The sequence below is a fragment of the Phreatobacter stygius genome, from assembly GCF_005144885.1.
GTDB lineage: Bacteria > Pseudomonadota > Alphaproteobacteria > Rhizobiales > Phreatobacteraceae > Phreatobacter > Phreatobacter stygius.
This window is the reverse complement of the sequence record NZ_CP039690.1, coordinates 4,432,288-4,455,604: the sequence shown is the minus strand read 5'-3', so window position 1 is coordinate 4,455,604 and position 23,317 is coordinate 4,432,288. Positions and strand designations below refer to the sequence as shown.

The following is a 23,317-nucleotide window of genomic DNA, read 5'->3' as shown; positions in this document are numbered from 1 at the left end:
CGCTGCGCGAGGTCAGGATGCCCTTGACGTTCCCCGGCCCATCGTCGGGCCGGGGATAAAGAGGCGGCACGAGCGGCGGCGGCCAGACCGCCGTCAATTGGTCGCCGGCGCCAGCCAGACGTCGACCAGATCCTGGCCGTGAACATGGCTCGGCGACATGTTCCAGCCCATCACCCGGGTGTCCATGGCGACCAGGCGGTTCCACCACAGGAACGGCACCTGATAGGCCTGTTCCATCACCCGCTTTTCGAAGGCACGGATCAACTGGGTGCGCGCCTGGACATTGGTCTCGCGGGTGATCCGCTCAAAGGTCTGATCAAGCTGGCGATCGATGCCCTTGGACGGATTTTCCGGTGACTTGTCCGCCGAGATATAACGCAGCAGCGTATAGGTCGGGTCTTCCAGGACCTGGTTCTGGAAGTCGAGCGCGACGTCGAAATTGCCCGCGCGCACCGCCTGGACATAGGGACTGGTCTCAAGCTGGCGATGCTCGACGGTGACGCCGATCTGGCGCCACTGGTCGACCAGGAAGATGCCGGCCGGCGTATAGGGCTGCGGCACGGCCCGGTTGACCAGGGCGAAGGTCAGATTGGAAACGCCGGCCTCGGCGAGCAGTTTGCGCGCCTCGGCACGGGAGGCTGCGATATCACGACCGAAGCCGGGCAGGCTGGCGAGCTCCTCGGCGGAGGCCGAGAACGGCGCGCCGGGCCGCACCAGGCCGCCGACGGCGCGCAGGATCGAGGTCCGCCGCAGGCCGACGCTGCCGGCATTGCGATCGATCGCCATGGACAAGGCGCGGCGGACCCTGACGTCGTTGAACGGCGGCTTCTCGGTGTTGAATGCAACGATCAGGCCGGTCGACCAGGTCGCCTCGGAGAACTTGATCTTGTTGCCGAGCGCCTGTTCGAGCCGGGCCCGATCGGCCGGACCGACGGTGCGAAATTCGGCCTGGATCTGGCCGCCCTGCATGGCGTTCAGCATGGCGGTGGCTTGCGGGATGAAGGCAATGCGGAAGCCGTCGAGATAAGGCCGGCCGTCGACGAAATATTTGTCGTAGCGCTGGCCGACCAGGTGCGAGCCGCGGACATGTTCGACGAAGCGGAAAGCCCCCGACCCGAGGATGTTCTGCACGGGAAAGCGCGGATCCTGGGCGAGCTTGGCGGCCGAATAGACGCAGTTATAGGGGCTTGCGAAATTCTGCAGCATGGCCGGATTGGCCGCCGACAGCTTGAAGACGATCTGCGTCGGCGACGGCGTTTCGATCGAGGCGATATCGGCGAAGGTCGCCTGGCGCAAGGAGACGACACCGGCCGGCGGGGCGCGCAGCCGTTCATAGGTTGCCTTGATGTCGGCCGAGGTGAGCGGCGAACCGTCGTGGAAGGTGACGCCGGGATTGAGCTCGAACGTATAGGTCAGGCCATCGGCCGAAACGCTCCAGGACTTGGCCAGATCGCCCTTGACCTCGGGATATCTGGACATGTCGAACTTCAGGAGCGTCGAATAGAACGGCCCGACCGACTGCACCACGACATAGGTCTCGTGGCCGTGGCAATCATAGTTCGGCGGGTCGGAAACCACGGCGAAGTTCAGCGTGCCGCCGCGCGTCGGTTGTGGTGCCTGCGCGAAGGCCTGGGTGGCGGTGGTCAGGGCAAGGGCGAGCCCCAGGGCGAGATGTCGGATCATCAGATGTCTTCCTCCAGCATTCGGCGGCTTGAGCCGTCTTTTTGGTCTCGGGTTTGACGGTTGGGCGGGATCGGGTGACGGCGTGAGCCTCATGCTTTGTGGCACGCAACGACGTGGCCGGCGAGTTCACGGGCGGCCGGCACCACCGTTCTGCAATGGTCGTCGGCGAGCGGACAGCGGGTGTGGAACACGCAGCCCTTGGGCGGGTTGAGCGGCGACGGGATTTCGCCGGCGAGCGCGCGTGGCTTGCGCCCCCGCTCCTTTACCGGGTCCGGAACCGGGGCGGCGTCGAGCAGCGCGCGGGTATAGGGATGCAGCGGCTCGGCATAGAGCGCATCGCGATCGGCCACCTCCATGATCCGGCCGAGATACATGACGATGATGCGGTCGGAGATGTGACGCACCACGGCCAGATCATGGGCGATGAACAGGAAGGTCAGGTCGAATTGACGCTTGAGGTCTTCCAGGAGATTGATGACCTGACCCTGGATCGAGACGTCGAGCGCCGAGACCGGCTCGTCGCAGACGATCAATTGTGGTTCGAAGGCCAGCGCCCGGGCAATGCCGATGCGCTGGCGCTGGCCGCCCGACATCTCGTGAGGATAGCGTTCGGCCATGTAGGGAAACAGGCCGACCCGGGTGAGATAGTCGTCGACCCGCGCCCTGGCTTCGGCCTTGGTCGCGGCGATGCCATGGACCAGCATGGGCTCGGCGATGATGTCGCCGACCGTCATGCGCGGATTGAGCGACGAGAATGGATCCTGGAACACCACCTGCATCCGGCGGCGCACCGGACGCAGCTCCTTTTGCGAGAGATGGGCAAGGTCCTGGCCTTCGAACCGGATCGCGCCTTCGGTCGGATTCTCCAGCCTGAGCACGGTGCGGCCGACGGTGGTCTTGCCGCAGCCGCTCTCGCCGACGAGCCCCAGCGTCTCGCCCTTGCGGATGGCAAAGGACACGTCGTCGACCGCCTTGACGGTCGCCAGTTCAGACGAGAACCAGGAGGTCTTCCGTGACACCCAGAAATGCGTCTTCAACCCCTCGACCGCGAGAATCGGCGCGCCCGTGTAGTCGATCGCCGCGCTCGGCGCCGTGCCTTCCTCGGCAAAGACGGCGAGGCCGGCGGCAAGATCGGCCGAGCGGTGGCAACGGGCGAAATGGGCAGGACCAACGCCGAGCAGGTCCGGCGCCTGCGCTTCGCAGACCGCGATCTTCAACGGGCAGCGCGGCGCGAACCGGCAGCCGACCGGCGGATTGCGCAGGTCCGGCGGCATGCCCTCGATGGTCTGGAGACGGGCGCCGCGCGGCCGGTCGAGCCTCGGCACCGAGCGCATCAGGCCGACCGCATAGGGATGCCGGGGCTTGAGAAAAATATCGTCGGCCGAACCGGTCTCGACGATCCGCGCCGCATACATCACCGCGACCCGGTCGGCATAACGCGCGACGATGCCGAGATTGTGGGTGATGATGACCATGGCGATGCCGAGCCGGCGCGACAGGTCCTTCATCAATTCCAGGATCTGCGCCTGGATGGTGACGTCGAGCGCGGTGGTCGGCTCGTCGGCGATGATCAGCTTGGGGTTACAGGCGAGCCCAATGGCGATCATGATGCGCTGGCGCATGCCGCCCGACATCTGGTGCGGATATTGGTCGAGCCGGCGATCCGGGTCGGTGATGCCGACCAAGGTCAGAAGCTCGACCGCGCGGGCGCGCGCTTGCGCCTCGGTCATGGCGAGGTGGATCAGCAGCGGCTCCATCACCTGCAGCCCGATGGTCAGCACCGGGTTGAGCGAGGTCATCGGCTCCTGAAAGATCATGGCGATGTCGCGGCCGCGAATGGCGCGCATGTCCTCGCCCGAGAGCTTCAGAAGATCGCGCCCGTCGAAGATGATCTCGCCTTTTTCGACCCGGCCCGCGGGCTTCGCCAGCAGTCCCATGACGGCCAGCGACGACACCGACTTGCCACAGCCGCTCTCGCCGACGATCGCCAGGACCTCGCCGGGCCGGACCTCATAGGAGACGCCTTCGACCGCCCGCACGATGCCGCGCGAGGTGTGGAAATGGACATGCAGGTCGCGCACGGACAGCAGGACCTCGTCGCCCTTGCCATGGGCGACGGCTGTGACGCCGCCCGTCTCAGGGGCCGCGGTCTCGGCCAGAGCCATCGGGTTTTCCTCGTCTGGAAGTTCTTTTTTGTTGTGTTGGTCGGATTCTACTGCCGCCGACCCGGAATTCAAACCGCTTGCGTGTCGACATCATGGCCTCGCCTCGCTGGCCGCGATGCTGGCCGCCAGCACACGCGCGACATGGACGGCCTCCCTGCCCGCGCCGTCGGCGATCTGATGCCGGCAGGACGTGCCGTCGGCGACGATGATCGCGTCCGCATCGGCCTTGCGCACCGCCGGCAAAAGCGACAATTCCGCCATGGCCAGGGACACATCGATCGTGTCGCGATGATAGCCGAAGGCGCCGGCCATGCCGCAGCAGGAACTCTCGACGGTTTCGACCGCCAGGCCCGGCACCAGCCGCAGCGTGCCCTCGACCGCGCCCATGGCGTCGAACGCCTTCTGATGGCAATGGCCGTGCAGCAGGGCTTTCGCCTGCGGCAAGGCCTTCAGCGGCAGCGCCAACCGTCCGGCCTTGGCTTCGGCCGCGATGAATTCTTCGAACAGCACGGCATTCCGCGACACGGTTTCGCTGGCGGCAGACTTCAGGAGCGCCGGGATCTCGTCGCGCAGGGTGAGCAGGCAGGATGGCTCGAGCCCGATGACCGGCACGCCGCGTATGGCGAAGGGCTCGAGCGCGGCAACCAGCCGCTCGGCCTCGATGCGCGCGTTGTCGATCATGCCGGTCGACAGATAGGTGCGGCCGCAGCAGAGGTTGCGTTTCGTGCCGTCGGCTGGAACCGCATGGTGGATGCGATAGCCGCCGGCCGTCAGCACCGCCACTGCGGCATCGAGGTTCTCGCGTTCGAAGGCCCGGTTGAACGTGTCGGCGAACAGCACGACGTCGCGACCACCCGCCGCACCTTCGCTTGGCTGTTTCGGCGCGAAGACGTCGGAGCGCCATTTCGGCAGCGACCGGCGGGCGGAAAAGGCGGCGATCTTCTCGGAGAGCTTGGCGAGGCCAGGCAGCTTGTCACGCAGGTTCAGGAGCCAGGGTGCCTTGGCGGCGAGGCTCGCATAACGCGGCAAATGGGCCACCAGCCGGTCATGCAGCTTCGCGCCGTGGAACGCGTAGCGCGCGGCGGTCGCCTCGATCTTCATGCGGGCCATGTCGACGCCGGTCGGGCATTCACGCTTGCAGGCCTTGCAGGAGACACAGAGCTTGAGGCTCGCCTCCATCTCCGGTGACGTGAAGGCACCGGGACCGAGCTGGCCGGTCAGCGCCAGCCTGAGCGTATTGGCCCGGCCACGCGTGACATGCTGCTCGTCACGGGTGGCCCGATAGCTCGGGCACATGGCACCGCCGTCGAGCTTCCGGCAGGTGCCGTTGTTGTTGCACATCTCGATGGCGCCGAGAAAACCCTTCGACGCTCCGGGATAGGCCGACCAGTCGAGTACCGGCTCGATCTCCTCGCCTTGATAGCCAGGCGGGTAACGGAACAGGCTGCGATCATCCATGCGCGGCGCGCGGACGATCTTGCCCGGATTGAACAGGCCGGCCGGATCGAAACGGTCCTTGACCTCCTCGAAAGCACGCACCAGCCGGGTGCCGAACATCTGCTCGTGAAATTCCGAGCGGACGATGCCGTCGCCATGCTCGCCGGAATGCGAGCCCTTGTATTGGCGCACCAGCGCGAAGGCCTGCTCGGCCATGGAACGCATGCGCCTGGCGTCGACATCGAGCTTCATGTTGAGCACGGGACGCACATGCAGGCAGCCGACGGAAGCATGGGCATACCAGGTGCCGGTGGTGCCATGCGCCTTGAAGATCTCGGTGAGGCCAGCGGTATAGGCCGCGAGATCCGGCAGCGGCACCGCGCAATCCTCGACGAAGGACACCGGCTTGCCGGCCTCCTTCATGCTCATCATGATGTTGAGGCCGGACGATCGCATCTCGGTGACAGCCGCCTGCCAGGCCGGTTCGATCACCGGCACGACGCCGCCAAAATGCGCGCCCGGTTTGTCCCAGCCGAAACCGAGATCGCCCATCAGGGCCTCCAGATCCCTAAGCTTGGCGAGGTTCTCGGCTTCGCTCGCCTCAGCGAATTCGACCACCAGCAGCGCATCGGGATCACCGCGCACCACCCGTTCGACGGTCGGGCGGAACATGGCGATGTCGCGGGCAAGGCCGATCATGGTGCGGTCGACCAGTTCGACCGCGATGGGGTTCAGCGTCACCAGATGCTGGGCTGCATCCATGGCCTGGTGGAAGGCGCCGAAATGACAGACACCGAAGACTTTCGGCCCGATCAGCGGCCAGAGCTTGAGGTCAACGGCGGTGGTGAAGGCAAGCGTCCCCTCCGAGCCGACCAGGATATGGGCCATGTTGTTGGTCGGGCCGTTTGGCACCAGCGCATCGAGATTGTAACCGCCGACCCGGCGCTGGACTTTCGGAAAGCGCGCGGCCACCTCGGCAGCCTCACGCTCGCCGAGCGCCAGCAGGTCGCGGGTCAGGAGATCGGCATCGTTGCGCGCGGCCTCGGCGCGCGAGACCGCGCCGAACCAGCGGCGCGTGCCGTCGGCAAGGGCTGCCTCTACCTGCACGACATTGTTGCGCATGGTGCCGTAACGCAGCGAGCGGCCGCCGCAGGAATTGTTGGCGGTCATGCCGCCAATGGTGGCGCGCGAGGCGGTGGAGACGTCGACCGGGAACCACAGGCCGTGCTTCTTGAGCTGGCGGTTGAGGTCGTCGAGCACGATACCAGGCTCGACCCGCGCCGAGCGTCCCGTGACGTCCAGATCGAGGATGCGGTTCAGCTTTTTCGAGCAGTCGACCACCAGCGAGGCATTGACCGTCTGGCCACATTGCGACGTGCCACCGCCGCGCGGCAGCACGGTGACGCCTTCCTCGCGGGCGAGCGTTATGGCGCGGATCGCATCGTCCATGGTCTCGGGAATGACCGTACCGATGGGTATGATCTGGTAGATTGAGGCATCGGTGGCGTAGCGGCCGCGCGAGAAGGTATCGAACAGCACGCTGCCGGCCACCTCCGCGGCAAGGCGCTTTTCCAGGGTTCCAGCCGATCGAGCCGCCGAGCCTGCCATGCATTCCGTCCCATGAACGACCTGCCGACCGGCAGCCGCCGCAGTGAAGCCGTTTCGCCGAGACCGCCGGTCGGCGATCGCAACTTGGCCTTGACTTGAATTTTGCATTCATTATTCATTCTGGCAAGAGGGCTTGGTGAGCCGCCCTCGCCCGAGGAGACTTCCATGGCCCAGAACGCGCCCCGTATCGCCGGCCGGCATTTCCTGCAGATCCCCGGCCCGACGCCGGTGCCGGACCGCATCCTGCGCGCCATCGCCATGCCGACCATCGACCACCGCGGGCCGGATTTCGGCAAGCTCGGCCAGCGCGTGCTCGACGGCATGAAGTCGATCTTCAAGACCAAGAGCCACGTGGTCATCTATCCCGCCTCGGGCACCGGCGCCTGGGAGGCCGCGCTCGCCAATACGCTGTCGCCGGGCGACAAGGTGCTGATGGTCGAGACCGGCCATTTCGCCACGCTGTGGAAGACCATGGCGGCAAAGCTCGGCATCGAGCCGACCTTCATCGCCTCGGACTGGCGCACCGGCGCGGATGCCGCGGCGATCGAAGCGGCGCTGCGCGACGACAAGGCGCATGCCTTCAAGGCGGTCTGCGTCGTCCATAACGAGACGGCGACCGGCTGCACCTCGCGGATCGACGAGGTCAGGCAGGCGATCGACGCGGCCAGGCACCCTGCCCTCTTGATGGTCGATACCATCTCCTCGCTCGCCTCCATCGACTATCGCCATGACGAATGGGGCGTCGACGTCACCGTCGCCGGCTCGCAGAAGGGCCTGATGCTGCCGCCGGGCCTGTCCTTCAACGCCGTCTCGGACAAGGCGCTCGCTGTCTCCAAAGCCTCGAAACTGCCGAAGAGCTTCTGGAGCTGGGACGACATGATCGCCTCCAACACAACCGGCTATTTCCCGTTCACGCCGGCGACCAACCTGCTCTACGGCCTCGATGAAGCGATCCAGATGCTGCACGAGGAGGGCCTCGACAATGTCTTCGCCCGCCACGACCGCCATGCCGAGGCGACCCGCCGGGCAGTGCGGGCCTGGGGCCTCGACATCCTCTGCCGCGACCCGAAATATTACTCCTCCGTGCTGACCGCCGTGGTCATGCCGGAAGGCCATGACGCCGATGCGCTACGCGCCGTCATCCTGGATGCCTTCGACATGTCGCTCGGCACCGGCCTGTCGAAGGTTGCCAAGAAGGTGTTCCGCATCGGCCATCTCGGCGATACCAACGACCTGACCATTGTCGGCGCGCTGGCGGGTGTCGAAATGGGCCTGGGCCTTGCCGGCGTGCCGCATCAGGCCGGTGGTGTCACAGCCGCCATGGCCTATCTCGCCGAGACCAAGAAGGGGACGGCGGCCAAAGCCGCGTGACATGAACGAACACCCGCTGATCGCTCGCCGCTCGCTGTCGACCGAACTGGTCGGGCGGCTGCGCGACATGATCGTCGAAGGCACGCTGAAGCCCGGGGACAAGATCTCCGAGCCGGACCTCTGCGACCTGTTCGGCGTGTCGCGCACGCCGCTCCGGGAAGCCCTGAAGGTGCTGGCGGCGGAAGGCCTGGTGCAGCTCAATCCCAACCGCGGCTCGACGGTCGCGCGCATCGAACCCGCCGAGATCGAGGAACTGTTCCCGATCATGGGCATGCTGGAGGCGCTGGCCGGCGAACTCGCCTGCGCGCGGCTGACGCCAGAGGCGTTGGAGCGGCTCGAGACCATGCATGCGACCATGGTGCGGCACTGGAAGAGCGATGAATGGATCCCCTATTCCCGGCTCAACCGGGACATTCATGAGGCGATCTTCGCGGTCGCCGGCAATGCCACACTGTCGGCGCTCTATCAGAGCCTGCTGGTGCGCATCCATGCCGTGCGCTTCGTCGCGCGCAAGTCGGCGGAGCGTTGGGCCGAGGCGGTCGATGACCATGAGCGCATGATGACGGCGCTGCGGGCGCGCGATGGCGCGGCACTGTCGGCGGTGATGCGCGAACACCTGCGTCACAAGGCCGATATGGTGCACGAGGCGCTGCGCCAGCTGGATAGCGCCCGCGCCTGACGCAGCCGCGTCGGCGCCGCCTCCACCCCATCCCTGGCTGCCGGGCTCGTCTGCGCCCGGCGCGCATTGTGATGGCCGTGACGCGCGCCTATCTGAACCGGGCGCAGCCAGCCCGGAGACACCAAGAATGGCCGAATTGTCGGTTCTCGACCTCGCCCCCGTCGTGCAGGGAGCGACCCCGGGCGACGCCTTGCGCAACTCGCGGGATCTCGCCCGCCATGTCGAGCGGCTCGGCTACAAGCGCTTCTGGCTGGCTGAACATCACAACATGGTCGGCATTGCCAGTGCCGCGACCGCAGTGGCGATCGGTTATGTCGCCGGCGGCACCAGCACGATCCGGGTCGGCTCGGGCGGCATCATGCTGCCGAACCACGCGCCCATGGTGATCGCCGAGCAGTTCGGCACGCTGGAAGAGCTTTATCCCGGCCGCATCGACCTCGGCATGGGCCGGGCGCCCGGCACCGACCAGCGGACGCTGCGCGCCCTGCGTGTCGACCCGATGGAGGCGGACAATTTTCCCCAGGACGTGCTGGAGGTGCAGGCTTTCCTGGCCCCCGCCCAGCCCGGCCAGGCGATCCAGGCGGTGCCCGGCGCCGGCACCAATGTGCCGATCTGGATCCTCGGCTCCAGCCTGTTCGGCGCCCAGCTCGCCGCCATGCTCGGCCTGCCCTATGCTTTCGCCTCGCATTTCGCGCCCGACGCGCTGATGCAGGCGCTCGAGGTCTACCGCGCCAAATTTGCGCCCTCCGAACAGCTCGACAAGCCCTATACGATGGCCGGCATCAACGTCATCGCCGCCGAGACCGATGCCGAGGCCCGGCGCTTGTTCACCTCGTCGCAGCAGCAGCGCGCCAACATGTTCCGCGGCACGCGCGGCCAGTTGGCGCCGCCGATCGACGATATCGAGACCTATTGGACGCCTTCGGAAAAGATCCAGGCGGAGCGGACGCTGACCTATTCCTTCGTCGGCTCGGCCGAGACGGTGCGGCGCGGGCTGGAGCATTTCATCGCCAACACCCGGGTCGACGAACTGATGGTGGTGGCGGCGATCTACGACCACCGGGCGCGGCTGCGCTCCTACGAGATCCTGGCCGAGGTGGCGAAAAGCCTGAAATCCCAAAAGGCGGTGGCGTGACGCGCCGCGGCCGGTCCATGATGGCCAGGTCATGAGCTATCGCCCGTCATCAGCCCATACCGAACTCGGTCCCGGCTTCTTCGACGCCGTGGCCGCCGCGGCCTTTCCCGAGACGATCCTGCGCCACCGCAACCAGCGCTGGGCGGAAAGGGTTGGTCTCGGCAATCTCACGCCGCAGCAATGGATCGCCCATTTCGGCCGGTTCGAGCCGCTTGCCGGCAATATCCCCGAACCGCTGGCCCTGCGTTATCACGGCCACCAGTTCCGCTCCTACAATCCCGATATCGGCGACGGGCGCGGTTTCCTGTTCGCCCAGGTCCTCGATGACCAGGATCGGCTGCTCGACCTTGCGACCAAAGGCTCCGGCAAGACGCCCTATTCGCGCTTCGGTGACGGCCGGCTGACGCTGAAGGGCGGCGTGCGCGAGGTGCTGGCCACCGAAATGCTGGAGGCGCTGGGCGTCTATACCTCGAAGAGCTTTTCGCTGATCGAGACCGGCGAGGCGCTGACCCGCGGCGACGAACCCTCGCCCACCCGCTCCTCGGTGCTGGTGCGTCTGTCGCACAGCCATATCCGGTTCGGCACGTTCCAGCGGCTGCTGGCTGAGAACGATGCGACCCGCATCGCGCGCCTGGTGACGCATGCGATCCACTATTATCACCCTCAGGCCGCCCGCGACGGCGATGTCGCGAAAGAGGCCCCTGCCCTGCTCGAAGCGGTCGCCAAGGCTTCCGGCGCCATGGTGGCCGAATGGATGCTCGCCGGCTTCGTCCATGGCGTGCTCAACACCGACAACACCGTCATCACCGGCGAGAGCTTCGATTACGGCCCCTGGCGCTTCCTGCCGCGCTATGAACCCGGCTTCACCGCCGCCTATTTCGACGAATACGGGCTCTATGCCTATGGCCGCCAGCCAGGCGCCATCGCCTGGAACCTGGAACGCTTTGCCGAATGCCTCACCCTGGTCGCGCCGATCGCCGATCTCGAGGACGCGCTGAAAGCCTATGGCCCGGCCTTCAACGTGAACCTGCGCCGCATGGTCTGCCTGCGGCTCGGAGTGAAGCCCGTGGATGAGGCCGCCGACGATGAGTTGCTGGCGGCCTTCTTCCAGTTCCAGCACAAGTCGCAGGCCGGCTTCGAGCGGACGATCTTCGACTGGCACGGTGGCGCGGCGCGACGCGCTTTCGCACTCGCCGGCCCGCAGAAGGACCTTTATGCCGGCGAGCCGTTCGACCGGCTGCTGGCGGCGCTCGAGGCGCATGGGCCGCGCGACTGGACGCCTGAAGCATCACGCTATTTCGAGAGCGACGGACCGGCGACGCTGCTGATCGAAGAGGTCGAGGGCCTGTGGGGGCCGATCGCCGAGCGCGACGACTGGGGCCTGTTCCACGCCAAGCTCGCCCATATCGAGCAGGCGCGCCTCGCCTTCGGCATCACGGCCTCGCGATGACGGCCGGCGCCAAGGCGGGGGCCGCCTTGACGCCCGGGCAGAGGCACGCGACGCTGAAGGCCCGCCGCCGATATCCTCCGGGGATCGCCATGACCGTTCGCGCCGCCCCGGCCTTCCTGTCCTATGCACAGAACCTGGAGGACTATCACCTGGCGCTGCTCTTCGCCGGCCAGCGCGACGGTTTCTATATCGATGTCGGTGGCGGCCATGTGGTCGCCGACAATGTCAGCTTCGGCTTTTACGAGAAAGGCTGGCACGGCATCGTGGTCGAGCCGCAGCCGATGCTTGCGGCGGCCTATCGCCAGGTCCGGCCACGCGACATCGTTGTGGAAGCCTTGTGCGGGCGGACCGCCGGCGAGGCTGACTTTTTCGAGGCCGACCGCTTCCACGGCCTCTCCACGACATCGAGCGCCCATGCCGATGCCGCGGCGGCAGCCGGGATCACCACCAGGCTCAGGCGGCTGCCGACGGTGACCTTGGCCGAGCTCTGCGCGGCCCATGCGCCCGGCCAGATCGATTTCCTGAAGGTGGATGTCGAGGGCGCCGAAACCGAGGTGCTTGCCGGCAATGACTGGGCCCGGTTCCGGCCGCGCGTCATCCTGCTGGAAGCCGTGACGCCCTGGACCATGGCCGACGCCTCGGCAAGTTTCGCGCCGATCCTCGCCGAGGCCGGCTATCGCGAGGTCTATTTCGACAATCTCAACCGGTTCTACATGCCCGAGGATGGCCTGGATCTCGCCGAGCGCCTGCCAAGAGTGCCAACGGCCTGGGATGCGGTGCTGCATCTCGGCGAATATGGCCCGGCGCACCGGGATGTTTCCCATCCCGACCACGCGCTGGCGCAGCGGATCGATCCGGGCTGCTTTGCCCGCCTCAACGCCATGGAGGCGGCGGACCTCGCGGCCATCCTGCCGGCCGATGCGGAGCCCGGCCACGAGGCGACGCGGGCGGCACTCGCCCGCATCGCCTGCTATTTCGACGGCGGCTTCGTCATCGACTGAAGCCGCCAGGCCTCAGTCAGCCACGAAAGCGCTGCACCAGGCCCCAGGCAAACGGCATGATCGCCGCGGCGAGCGCGGTCTTGACCAGCGTGCCGAAGGCGAAGGGTGCAACGCCCGCCTGCAGCAGCTTGGCGCCGTAGCCGGTGAACGTGCCGAGCCAGATCAGGCCGGGCACGAAGACGATGACATTGGCGAGCGCCATGGCGCCGAGGATCTTCGGCCAGGCCTTGTCCCAGCCGCGGTCGGCGGCGGCGCCGATGATTGCGGCCATCACCAGGAAGCCGGCAAGGAAGCCGCCGGTCGGCCCGAGGAAGGGAGCGACGCCGACGCTCATGCCGGCGAACACCGGCGCGCCGAGCAGGCCGGTCAGCAGATAGAGCGCGACGGTTGCGACACCGAGGCGCAGGCCATAGGCCGCAGCGACGACCGAGACGGCCAGCGTCTGCAAGGTCAGCGGCACCGGCCAGAACGGCACGCTCGCCTTGGCGCCGAGCGTGATCAGGCAGACGCCGGCAAAGGCCAGGACCACGTTGCGGGTCAGGCTGCGCGTAGCCGAGGGCCAAAGCGTCGCTGCGAGAGTTTCGGTTGCCATGATCGGCTCCTGTTCATGTCTGCGCCTGTTCGCCCGCCCCGGCGGGGCTTGGCGAAAACTCAAAGCCGGCACCTCACGTCATGGGCGCCCGCCGGACGGACGGCTTGTCATCGCCGCCGCCCTGTGATGATCGTTCACGGTCCTATCCGAGGCACCGGGTGGCCGCAAGGCGCGCACCCGTCCCCGTTTCGACAGAGGCAAAATGGCCGACGATATCCCCTTCGAACGCGATGACGACGCGGTCCCCGGCCGTCCGCAGACGCTGTCGCCATTGATTCGCCGGGTGCTTTGCCCGAATCCCGGCCCGTTCACCTTCAAGGGTACGGTGACCTACATCATCGGCCATGGCCGGGTGGCGATCGTCGATCCGGGCCCCGACAATGCCGGGCATGTCGCAGCCGTCCTCGAAGCGGTGAAAGGCGAGACGGTCGAGGCGATCCTGGTCACCCACACCCATCGCGACCATTCGCCGGCAACCCCGGCGATCAAGGCCGCAACCGGGGCGATCGTCTATGCCGAAGGTCCGCACCGGGCCGCCCGCCCGCTCAATCTCCGCGAGACCAATGTGCTCGATTCGTCCGGCGACCGGGATTTTGTCCCTGACATCGCGGTCACCGACGGCCAGGTGATCAATGGCACGGGCTGGACGGTGGAGAGCGTGTTCACGCCCGGCCACACCGCCAATCACATGGCCTTCTCGCTGAGGGAAGAAAACGCGCTCTTGTCCGGCGATCACGTCATGGCCTGGTCGACCTCGATCGTGGCGCCGCCCGACGGCTCGATGGGCGACTATATGGCCTCGCTCGACAAGCTGCGTGGCCGCTCGGAACAGATCTTCTGGCCGGGCCATGGCGGCGCGGTGCACGAGCCGCAGCGCTTCATGCGGGCGCTGGCCCACCACCGCCTGCAGCGCGAAGCCTCGATCATGAAACGCGTTGCCGCCGGCGACACGACGATTCCGGCCATTGTCGCGGCGATCTATGACGGCCTTGACCCACGCCTGACCGGGGCGGCGGGATTGAGCGTTTTCGCCCATCTGGAGGATCTGGTGGCGCGTGGCCTTGTCACGACCGACGGCGCGCCGGCGCTGGATGGGGTGTTCCGGGCAGCCTGAGATCAGATGAAGTCCAGCGGCAGCGCCGTGACCTCCTTGATCTCCTCCATGACGAAGCTCGCCGAGACATCCTGCATTTCGATACGGGCGGTGAGCTTCTTGTAGAGCCGGTCATAGGCCGCGACATTGGGCACGCGGGCGTGCAGGATGTAGTCGATCTCGCCGGCCGTGCGGTAGGCGCCGACCAGCTCGGGAATGTCCTGGACGGCCGCGTGGAAGCGTTCGGCCCAGTCCGCCTCGTGACGGCTGGTGCGCACCGCGATGAACACGGTGAGTTCGAGGTTGAGCTTGACCGGATCGGCCAGCGCCACCCGCGCCTTGATGAAGCCCTCCTCCTCCAGCCTCTTCAGCCGGCGCCAACAGGCATTGCGTGACAGATGCACGCGCTCGGCCAGCGTCTCGATCGACGGACTGGAATCGCGCTGAATCTCGCGCATGATGGACTTGTCATAGGCGTCGAGTGGCGATGATTGAGACGACATCCCAACATTCTAGGCAAATGAGAGATTTTGTCCACCAGAGAAGGTTTTTCTCTTTTCAGATTGGGAACCCGTCTCTCGTGCTCCAGGCTATCTTTGGCACCTGTTTCGCTCCCGCCTCGGAGGCCGCCATGCTCGACCGCGCCAAGACCGCCTTCACCACCCATCCGCATGCCGTCGGCGAAAGCTATTTCGAGCATTTCGGCGCAGCCATGCGCTATTCCGGCACATTCTTCTTCTGCGCGTTCTGCGCCTTCGTCCACGCCTTCCTGCCGTTCCTGTTCGAGAAGACCGCCTCGACCACGGTGCGCAAGATGGTCGCCGACATGGACGCGCGCATGCATGCGCCGCAAGGCAAGGTCGAGCCGGCGGCCCAGCCCGCCGAATAGGCCTCATGCGCGAGCATCGCGCAGCCGCGCGTAGCTTGGCGTATCGGCTGATGTTAATAAGCGCCCCTCATCTCAGGGGCGCCTGTCCATGACCGACCCGATCCTCGTCGAAGTGTTGCGCGGCGCGAGCGTCGAGAGCGCCCATCGTGGCGCGGCGGTGGTCGTCGATGCCGACGGCAAGATCGCCTTCGCCTGCGGCGACGTCGACAGGCCGGTCTATCCGCGCTCGGCGATCAAGGCGCTGCAGGCCCTGCCCCTGGTCGAGAGTGGCGCCGCCGACCGCTACGGCTTCGATGCCGCCGAACTGGCGCTCGCCTGTTCCTCCCATAGCGGCGAGCCGCGCCATGCCGCGACTTCGGCGGCCATGCTGGCCAAGGCCGGGCGCAGCGTCGAGACGCTGGAATGTGGCACCCACTGGCCATCGAATGCCGCTGCCACCCAGGCGCTGGCGCGCTCCGGCGGCGCGCCCAGCGCACTCCACAACAACTGTTCCGGCAAACATGCCGGCTTCGTCTGTTTTGCCTGCGCTGGTGATATCGACCCGAAGGGTTATGTCGGGCGCGGGCACCCGGTGCAGCGCTTCGTCGCCGAAGCCGTCGGCGAGGTGACCGGGGCGAGGCTCGATGCATCGACCGCCATCGGCACCGACGGCTGCTCGATCCCGACCTATGCCATCCCGCTGACCCATCTCGCCCGCGGCTTCGCCCGGCTCGGCACCGGCCAGGGCGTCGGCCCGGAACGCGCCAGGGCCTTCGCCAGGCTGCGGGCGGCCTGCGCCGCCGAACCCTTCATGGTCGCCGGAACCGGGCGCTTCTGCACCGAGGCGATGACCCTGTTCGGCGCACGGGTTTTCGTGAAGACCGGCGCCGAGGGCGTGTTCTGCGCGGCCTTCCCCGACCAGGGCTTCGGCATCGCGCTCAAATGCGCGGATGGAACCTCGCGCGCCTCGGAGGTGATGATGGCGGCGCTGATCGAGCGCTTCGTGCCGATAAGCGAGGCCGAGCAGGCAGCCTTCGCCCGCTTCTCGGCACCGGTTATGACCAACTGGAACGGTATGGAAGTCGGCCGGATCCGCGCCGCGGGGCCGCTCGCGGCCTGATCATGCGCCGGCCCTTGCCAGCATTTTCAAGATCTTGCGCGATGGACCCCGGCTACATTCAATAAATTCCAAATGCCCCCTTGTCAGCCGCAATGGACGCGGTATCGTTCGCTTACGAATGATCTCCCGGGGAACAACCTAACGGGGGGCGTCACCAGAGGCAGAACGGCGGTTCTCCGCCATCCATTCTCGAGGGGAGAATCTTCCATGACCAAGCTGAACCTGTCCCGTCGCACGGTCGTCGGCGGACTGGCCGCGACCGGTGTTGCGATGACCACCGGGCCTGGCGCCGCGCAGGGCGCGCCGGTGCGTGTCGGCGAGCTGAATTCCTACAGCCGCATGGCCGCCTTCGCCGTGCCCTATCGCAATGCCATGCAGCTCGCCCAGGACGAGATCAACCGCGCCGGCGGCCTTGCCGGCCTCGGCGGCCGGCCGCTGGAAATCGTGTTCCGCGACGATGGCTCGACGCCGGGTGATGCCGTGCGGGTCGCCGAGGAACTGGTCACCCGCGAGAACGTCTCGTTCATCGCCGGCGCCTTCCTGTCGAATGTCGGCCTGGCGCTCGCCGATTTCGCCAATCAGCGCAAGGTGCTCTATCTCGCGACCGAACCCTTGACCGACACCCTGACCATGGGCAGCGGCAACCGCTTCACCTTCCGGGTTCGCGCCAACACCTATATGCAGACCAAGATGCTGGTCGACGCCGCCAAGGGCAAAGGCATCAAGCGCTGGGCCATCGTCGCGCCGAACTATGAATACGGCCAGTCGGCGGCGGCCAATTTCAAGAAGCTGATGGGCGCCGCCGTGCCCGGCTTCGAAGTGGTCGGCGAACAGTTCCCGGCACTCGGCCGCGTCGACGCCGGCGCCACCGTCGGCGCGCTCCTGCAGACCAAGCCCGACGGCATCTTCAACGTGCTGTTCGGTGCCGACCTGCCGGCCTTCGTGCGCGAGGGCAATACGCGCGGCCTGTTCGAGGGCCGCACCGTGGTCAGCCTGCTCACCGGCGAACCGGAATATATCCTGCCGCTCGGCGAGGAGACCCCGGAAGGCTGGATCACCACCGGCTACCCCTGGGAGCAGATCGAGACCAACGGCCACAAGGCCTTTGTCGAGGCCTATCGCGCCCGCTTCAACGACACGCCCCGGCTCGGCTCGCTGCTCGGTTATGTCGTCGGCTACATGATCCGCGACCTGTTCAACAAGGCCAAGTCGACCGAGACCGAGGCGCTGATCGCCGCACTCAAGGGCCTGAAGAGCGACACGGTGGCCGGACCGGTTGTCATGCGCGAGATCGACCAGCAGTCGACGCTCGGCGCCTGGGTTGGCGAGACCACGCTCAAGGGCAAGCTCGGCACGATGAAGAACTGGCGCTACGAGGACGGCGCCAATCATATGTTCCCCGAGGCCGAGGTGCGCGCCGCGCGCCGGGTCTGATCGATCCATTCAGCGGCCCGGGTTTGTCTCGCCCGGGCATCAAGCCATGCGCACGGATCGCCGTTTTCGGCGGTCCCCGCTCGAACTTTGTCTTGAGAACGCTTCAACCATGGACCTCTCCTTCATCGTCATCCAGGCCTTGTCCGGTCTTGCCAGCGCCTCCGCGCTGTTCGTGATCGCGTCGGGGCTGACGATCGTCTTCGGCGTGACGCGCATCGTGAACTTCGCCCACGGCTCGCTCTACATGCTGGGTGCCTACCTGGCGGTGACGATCGTGCCCTGGCTGCTCGACTTCGACCGCTCGCCGACGCTGTTCTTTGTCGGCGTGCTGATCTCGGCGACCGTCGTCGGCCTCCTCGGCGTGGTGATGGAGATGCTGCTGCTCCGGCGCATCTACAAGGTGCCGGAACTGTTCCAGCTGCTCGCCACGTTCGGTGTCGTGCTGATCGTCCAGGACATCGTGCTCAAGATCTGGGGGCCGGTCGATCTGCCGGGGCCGCGCGCGCCGGGCCTGCGCCATGGCGTCGAGATCATGGGCCAGCGCTTCCCGGCCTATGAGCTGTTCCTGATCTTCGTCGGGCCGGTGGTGCTCGGCCTGCTCACCCTGATCATGCAGAAAACCCGCTTCGGCATCCTGATCCGGGCCGCCACCCAGGACCGCGAAATGCTCGGTGCGCTCGGCGTCAACCAGGCCATGCTGTTCACCGGCACGCTGTTCCTCGGCGCCTTCCTGGCAGGGCTTGGCGGCGCACTGCAGATCCCGCGCATTCCCGCCAGCTCGCATATGGACCTTTCGATCATCACCGAAGCCTTCGTCGTGACCGTCATCGGTGGCATGGGCTCGGTGCCGGGCGCCTTCATCGCCGCCCTGATCATTGGCCTGTTGCAAGCCTTCGGCATCCTGATCTTCCCGAAGATCACGCTGGTCCTGGTGTTCCTGCTGATGGCCGCCGTGCTGGTGGTGAAACCCTGGGGCCTGCTCGGCAAGCCGGATGCGGTGGCCAATCGCGCCGTGCTGCCCGAGGGCATCCTGAACCTGAAGCGTTTCGCCAAGGTCGAGTTGGTGATTGTCGCGCTCGCGGTCATCGCGCTGCTGGCCATCCCGTTCATCGGCGACAACTACAAGATCAAGGTCGGCATCGAGATCATGGTCTTCGCGCTCGCCGCCTTCTCGCTCAACTTCCTGATCGGCAATGGCGGCATCGTCTCCTTCGGCCACGCCGCCTATTTCGGCGTCGGTGCCTATGCAGCCGGGCTCCTGGTCACCGGCCCGTTGAAGCTGCCGATGGAGGCGGCCCTGATCGCCGCTCCTGTCGCCGGCGGCCTGGCGGCGGCGCTGTTCGGCTATTTCGTGGTCCGTCTCTCGGGCATCTATCTCGCCATGCTGACGCTCGCCTTCGCCCAGATCACCTATGCGGTCTGCTTCCAATGGGTCGAGGTGACCGGCGGCGACAATGGCGTGGTCGGCGTCTGGCCCTCGGCCTGGGCAAGCTCCCGGCAGGTCTATTTCTACGTGGTGGCGGTGCTCTCGCTTGTCGCCATCGCGGCGCTCCGTCACGTCATCTACGCACCCTTCGGTTATACGCTGCGCGCGGCGCGCGACTCGGCGATCCGGGCCGATGCCATCGGCATCGACGTGCGCACCCATCGCTGGCTCGGCTTCACCCTGGCTGGCGCCGCGGCCGGGCTCGCCGGCGGCCTCTACGCCTTTTCCAAGGGCACCATCGACCCGACCATGATCTCGATCGCCATGTCGATCGACTTCCTGGTGATGATCCTCACCGGCGGCATCCAGACCGTCATGGGCCCGCTGGTCGGGGCGGCCTTCTTCCACTCGATCAAAGACTTCTTCATGCCGCTCACCGACTTCTGGCGGTTCTTCCTCGGCCTCTCGATCATCACCATGGTGCTCTTGTTCCCGCGTGGCCTGGTTGGCGCAGCGGAAGGCCTGAAGGCGCGCTTCGCGCCGAAGGAGGCGACATGAGCTTGCTGGTCGTCGAGAACCTGCAGAAACATTTCGGTGGCGTGCGCGCGGCGAAGGACGTGTCCTTCTCGCTTCAGGCCGGCGAACTGCTCGCCATTATCGGGCCGAACGGCGCCGGCAAGTCGACCACCTTCAACATGGTCGGCGGCCAGCTGAAACCGGACAAGGGCAGCGTCCGGCTCGCCGGCGAGGACATCACCGGCCTGCCGCCGCGCCTGGTCTGGCGCAAGGGCGTCGGCCGCACCTTCCAGATCGCCCAGACCTTCGTGTCGATGAGCGTGGTCGAAAACGTCCAGATGGCGCTGATCTCGTCCCATGGCCAGACCCGCGCGGTGGTGCCGCGCACCGCCGGCCTGCACCGCGAGGCGGCCCGCTCCTTCCTCGACCGCGTCGGCATGGCCGATGTCGCCGACAAGCCGGTCAACGAGCTCGCTTATGGCGACGTCAAGCGGGTCGAACTCGCCATCGCGCTCGCCTCCGACCCGAAACTGCTCCTGATGGACGAACCGACCGCCGGCATGGCGCCGAGGGAACGCACCGCGCTGATGGAACTGACCGCCGAGATCGCCCGCACGCACAAGATCGGCGTGCTGTTCACCGAGCATGACATGGATTCGGTGTTCGCCCATTCCGACCGCATCCTGGTGCTGGTGCGCGGTGAGATCATTGCCTCCGGCACGCCCGACGAGGTGCGCGGCAATGCCCGCGTCAAGCAGGTCTATCTCGGCGAGCACGGCGTGCAGGCGGCGCTGCGCGCCCGCAAGGCCAAGGCCGGCGAGAACCCATCGCGCGAAAACCAGGCTGGAGCGATCTGATGCGCGCGCCAGCCCCCGTCATCATTCTCGACACCAAGGGCCTGTCGGCCGCCTATGGCCATGCCCAGGTGCTGTTCGGCGTCGATCTGGCGCTGCATGCCGGCGAAGTGGTCGCGCTGATGGGCCGCAACGGCGCCGGCAAGTCGACCACGCTCAAGGCGATCATGGGACTGGTGCCGCCGCGCGGCGGCACGGTCACTTTCGAGGGCCAGGAGATCAGCCGGATGAACCCGTTCCGGATCGCCCGGCTCGGCCTCGGTTACGTGCCGGAGGAACGGCGCATCTTCACCGACCTGACGGTCTACGAGAACCTCGAGGTCGGGCGGAAAGCGGCGGCCAGCGAGCGCCAGGGCGACACCAAGCCCTGGACCACCGACAGGCTGTTCTCGATCTTCCCGAACCTCGCCGAGATGAAGGGCCGCCGGGCCTCGGCCATGTCGGGCGGCGAACAGCAGATGCTGACCATTGCCCGCACCTTGATGGGCAATCCCCACGCGGTGCTGCTGGATGAGCCGTCCGAAGGCCTGGCTCCCGTCATCGTCGAGCAAATGGCCGATGCGGTGCTCGCCATGAAGGCCGAGGGCATCGCCGTGCTGCTCTCCGAACAGAACCTCTATTTCGCCTCCGCCGTCTCGGACCGCGCCTATGTCATCGAAAAAGGCGCGATCCGCTACGAGGGGACGACAGCGGATCTCGAAGCCAATGACCAGATCCGGGAAGCCTATTTGAGCATGTGACGGCCGGGTGGGCGCGGCACTGGCATGCCGCAACCGTTCGTAGGCGAATGATTTGCGGGGTCGTCCATGACGATCGGACGAGCGATGTGGAGAAGACCTTGAGGCGCGTAGCCGGCATCGACGTGGGTGGCACCTTTACCGACCTCCTCCTGACCGAGGCGGATGGCGCTGGCGTGCGCGTCAAACTCGCCAAGGTTCCGACCAGCGCCGCCAACCAGGCGGTCGGCGTGGTCAAGGCGATCGAGGCGGCCGGCGTGAGCCCGGCCGATCTCGACCTGATCATTCACGGCACCACCGCCACCACCAATGCGGTGCTCGAGCGCAAGGTCGCCAAGGTCGGACTGATCACGACGCAAGGCTTCCGTGACGTGCTGGAGCTTGGCCGGCGCACCCGGCCGAGCGCCTATGGCATGACCGGCAGCTTCGAGCCGCTGATCCCGCGCCAATGGCGCCGGGAGGTGCCGGAGCGGCTGAATGCCCAAGGTGAGGTTGTCACGCCGCTCGACGAGGCGGCCGTCGCGCGCGAAATACGCACGCTTCTCGCCGAAGGCTGCGAGGCGCTGGTCATCCATTTCCTGCATGCCTATGCCAATCCGGCCCATGAGCTGCGCGCCGGTGAGATCGCCGCCGGGATCTGGCCAAACGGTTATGTCACGCTTGGCCATCAGCTGCTGTCCGAGTTCCGCGAATATGAGCGCGGCACCACGGCCAGCGTGAATGCCGCGGTGCAGCCGATCCTCGACCGCTACGTCCAGCGGCTGCAGAACGACCTGAGCGCCAAGGGCTTCAAGCACGACCTGCTTGTGATGAACGGCAATGGCGGCACAGTCCCGGCCAGCATCGTTGCGCGCGAGGCCGCCAAGACGGTCATGTCGGGTCCAGCCTCGGGCGTGATGGCCGCGGCGGCGACGCTCGCCCAGTCGGGTCTCGCCAATGCCATCACCTATGACATGGGCGGCACCTCCACCGATGTCGCGCTGATCCATGGCGGCGTGCCCGAGGTCTCGGCCGAGCTGACCATCGATTACGGCCTGCCGATCCACTTGCCGATGGTCGATGTCCGCACCGTCGGCGCCGGTGGCGGCTCGATCGCCAGCGTCAACAAGGCCGGCATGCTGCAGGTTGGTCCGCATTCGGCCGGCTCCGAACCCGGCCCGATCGGTTATGGCCGCGGCGGCACCCGACCGACCATCACCGATGCCAATCTGGTGCTCGGCCGGCTCGATCCGGAACGGCTGACCGCCGTGCAGTCGAAAGTGTCGCTTGCCGAGATCCGCGCCGCGTTCGAGCGCGACCTGGCCAAGCCGCTCGGCATGGGCATCGAGGAGGCCGCCGCCGCGGTCATCCGGCTCGGCAATGTCCACATGACCGGTGCCATCCGCATGGTGTCGCTGTCGCGCGGTTACGACCCGCGCGATTTCGTGCTGTTCGCCTTCGGCGGCGCCGGCCCCTTGCACGCCGTCGCGCTCGCCCGCGAACTGGGTATCCCCGAGGTGCTGGTGCCGGCCAGGCCCGGCCTGACCAATGCGCTCGGCTGCCTGGTCGCCGATCTCCGCCAGGACCGGGTCAATACGGTCAACACCCCGCTCGACCAGGCCGACATGGCCGAGGTGCAGCGGCTGATCGCCACCCAGCGCGGCAGCGCACTCGCCGTGGTCGAGGAGGAGAAGGCCGAGATCGAGGAGACCGTCATCCTGCACGGCGCCGACATGCAGTTCCGCGGCCAGACCCATCTCATCCGGGTCGCGCTGCCGGGTGCCGACGTGACGCGCGAGGAGATCCAGGCGGCTTTCGAGAAGGCCTATTTCCACCGCTTCCAGGTGCGTCTGCCGGAGATCAGGGCGGTGCTGGTCAACCTTGTCACCAGCGTCATCGGCCGGCGCAAATCCTTCCCGCTCTCGGCTCTGCTCGACCCGGCGGCACGGGTGGCAAACGTCGACGCAGCGGTGATCGGCACGCGCGACCTTCATGCCGACGGCGGCTGGCACAAGGCCAAGGTTTATGCCCGCGACAAGCTGCCGGTCGGCGCCCGGATCGAAGGCCCGGCGGTCGTCCAGCAGATCGACGCCACCACCGTGATCGAGCCGGGCGCGGTCGCGACCGTCGATCCCATCGGCAATCTGAGGGTGAAGGTATGAGAATGAT

The 23,317-nt window shown here is 66.8% G+C and carries 18 protein-coding genes; 13 read left to right on the top strand and 5 right to left on the bottom strand.

Annotated features, from left to right (window positions below; translation table 11 throughout):
* Positions 1-93 precede the first annotated feature (93 nt).
* From E8M01_RS20905 to E8M01_RS20895, 3 genes are all read right to left on the bottom strand, one after another.
* A complete protein-coding gene (locus E8M01_RS20905) occupies positions 94-1,683 on the bottom strand; it encodes an ABC transporter substrate-binding protein (protein WP_136961913.1) in 1,590 nt (529 codons plus the stop codon).
* A gap of 89 nt (positions 1,684-1,772) precedes the next feature.
* Positions 1,773-3,920: an ABC transporter ATP-binding protein gene (locus tag E8M01_RS35765; RefSeq protein WP_281287796.1), complete on the bottom strand. Its 2,148-nt coding sequence runs from the start codon at positions 3,918-3,920 to the stop codon at positions 1,773-1,775.
* 18 nt (positions 3,921-3,938) lie between these two features.
* Positions 3,939-6,893 (bottom strand): FAD-binding and (Fe-S)-binding domain-containing protein, encoded by a 2,955-nt coding sequence (locus E8M01_RS20895; RefSeq protein ID WP_136961912.1) that lies wholly within the window; start codon positions 6,891-6,893, stop codon positions 3,939-3,941.
* A 165-nt stretch (positions 6,894-7,058) separates the two neighbouring features.
* Between E8M01_RS20895 and E8M01_RS20890 the strand changes: the two genes are divergently transcribed.
* The 5 genes from E8M01_RS20890 (at position 7,059) to E8M01_RS20870 (ending at position 12,529) form a co-directional block, all read left to right on the top strand.
* On the top strand, positions 7,059-8,264 hold the full coding sequence (locus tag E8M01_RS20890; protein ID WP_136961911.1) for a pyridoxal-phosphate-dependent aminotransferase family protein: 1,206 nt from the start codon (positions 7,059-7,061) through the stop codon (positions 8,262-8,264).
* A 1-nt stretch (position 8,265) separates the two neighbouring features.
* Positions 8,266-8,943 carry a GntR family transcriptional regulator gene (locus E8M01_RS20885; RefSeq protein ID WP_136961910.1) on the top strand — a complete coding sequence of 226 codons (678 nt, stop codon included), beginning with the start codon at positions 8,266-8,268 and terminating at the stop codon, positions 8,941-8,943.
* A 127-nt stretch (positions 8,944-9,070) separates the two neighbouring features.
* Complete coding sequence (locus E8M01_RS20880; RefSeq protein ID WP_136961909.1) at positions 9,071-10,078, top strand: LLM class flavin-dependent oxidoreductase; 1,008 nt, start codon at positions 9,071-9,073, stop codon at positions 10,076-10,078.
* Between the two features lie 31 nt (positions 10,079-10,109).
* Positions 10,110-11,528 (top strand): protein adenylyltransferase SelO family protein, encoded by a 1,419-nt coding sequence (locus E8M01_RS20875; RefSeq protein WP_136961908.1) that lies wholly within the window; start codon positions 10,110-10,112, stop codon positions 11,526-11,528.
* Between the two features lie 89 nt (positions 11,529-11,617).
* Positions 11,618-12,529, top strand: a complete 912-nt coding sequence (locus E8M01_RS20870) for an FkbM family methyltransferase (protein WP_170182000.1) — start codon at positions 11,618-11,620, stop codon at positions 12,527-12,529.
* 16 nt (positions 12,530-12,545) lie between these two features.
* Here E8M01_RS20870 and E8M01_RS20865 read toward each other — a convergent pair whose 3' ends face one another.
* Positions 12,546-13,121 (bottom strand): biotin transporter BioY, encoded by a 576-nt coding sequence (locus E8M01_RS20865; RefSeq protein WP_136961906.1) that lies wholly within the window; start codon positions 13,119-13,121, stop codon positions 12,546-12,548.
* A 202-nt stretch (positions 13,122-13,323) separates the two neighbouring features.
* Here E8M01_RS20865 and E8M01_RS20860 point away from each other — a divergent pair, with 202 nt between their 5' ends.
* Positions 13,324-14,235 (top strand): MBL fold metallo-hydrolase, encoded by a 912-nt coding sequence (locus E8M01_RS20860; RefSeq protein ID WP_136961905.1) that lies wholly within the window; start codon positions 13,324-13,326, stop codon positions 14,233-14,235.
* 2 nt (positions 14,236-14,237) lie between these two features.
* On the opposite strand, the gene E8M01_RS20855 is transcribed toward E8M01_RS20860, so the two are convergent.
* Positions 14,238-14,717: an Lrp/AsnC family transcriptional regulator gene (locus E8M01_RS20855; RefSeq protein ID WP_136961904.1), complete on the bottom strand. Its 480-nt coding sequence runs from the start codon at positions 14,715-14,717 to the stop codon at positions 14,238-14,240.
* Positions 14,718-14,845: 128 nt separating this feature from the next.
* Here E8M01_RS20855 and E8M01_RS20850 point away from each other — a divergent pair, with 128 nt between their 5' ends.
* The 7 genes from E8M01_RS20850 (at position 14,846) to E8M01_RS20820 (ending at position 23,310) form a co-directional block, all read left to right on the top strand.
* Complete coding sequence (locus tag E8M01_RS20850; protein ID WP_170181999.1) at positions 14,846-15,103, top strand: DUF6356 family protein; 258 nt, start codon at positions 14,846-14,848, stop codon at positions 15,101-15,103.
* A gap of 88 nt (positions 15,104-15,191) precedes the next feature.
* Positions 15,192-16,202, top strand: a complete 1,011-nt coding sequence (locus E8M01_RS20845; RefSeq protein ID WP_136961903.1) for an asparaginase — start codon at positions 15,192-15,194, stop codon at positions 16,200-16,202.
* 207 nt (positions 16,203-16,409) lie between these two features.
* On the top strand, positions 16,410-17,636 hold the full coding sequence (locus E8M01_RS20840) for an ABC transporter substrate-binding protein (RefSeq protein ID WP_136961902.1): 1,227 nt from the start codon (positions 16,410-16,412) through the stop codon (positions 17,634-17,636).
* Positions 17,637-17,745: 109 nt separating this feature from the next.
* Positions 17,746-19,620, top strand: a complete 1,875-nt coding sequence (locus E8M01_RS20835) for an ABC transporter permease (protein ID WP_136961901.1) — start codon at positions 17,746-17,748, stop codon at positions 19,618-19,620.
* A complete protein-coding gene (locus tag E8M01_RS20830) occupies positions 19,617-20,435 on the top strand; it encodes an ABC transporter ATP-binding protein (protein WP_136961900.1) in 819 nt (272 codons plus the stop codon). The genes E8M01_RS20835 and E8M01_RS20830 overlap by 4 nt, the downstream gene beginning before the upstream one ends.
* A 20-nt stretch (positions 20,436-20,455) precedes the next feature.
* Positions 20,456-21,172 (top strand): ABC transporter ATP-binding protein, encoded by a 717-nt coding sequence (locus E8M01_RS20825; RefSeq protein ID WP_425467746.1) that lies wholly within the window; start codon positions 20,456-20,458, stop codon positions 21,170-21,172.
* Positions 21,173-21,219: 47 nt separating this feature from the next.
* The gene (locus E8M01_RS20820) at positions 21,220-23,310 is read left to right on the top strand and encodes a hydantoinase/oxoprolinase family protein (protein ID WP_136961898.1); all 2,091 of its coding nucleotides are present in this window, start codon (positions 21,220-21,222) and stop codon (positions 23,308-23,310) included.
* The last annotated feature ends 7 nt before the right edge of the window (positions 23,311-23,317 follow it).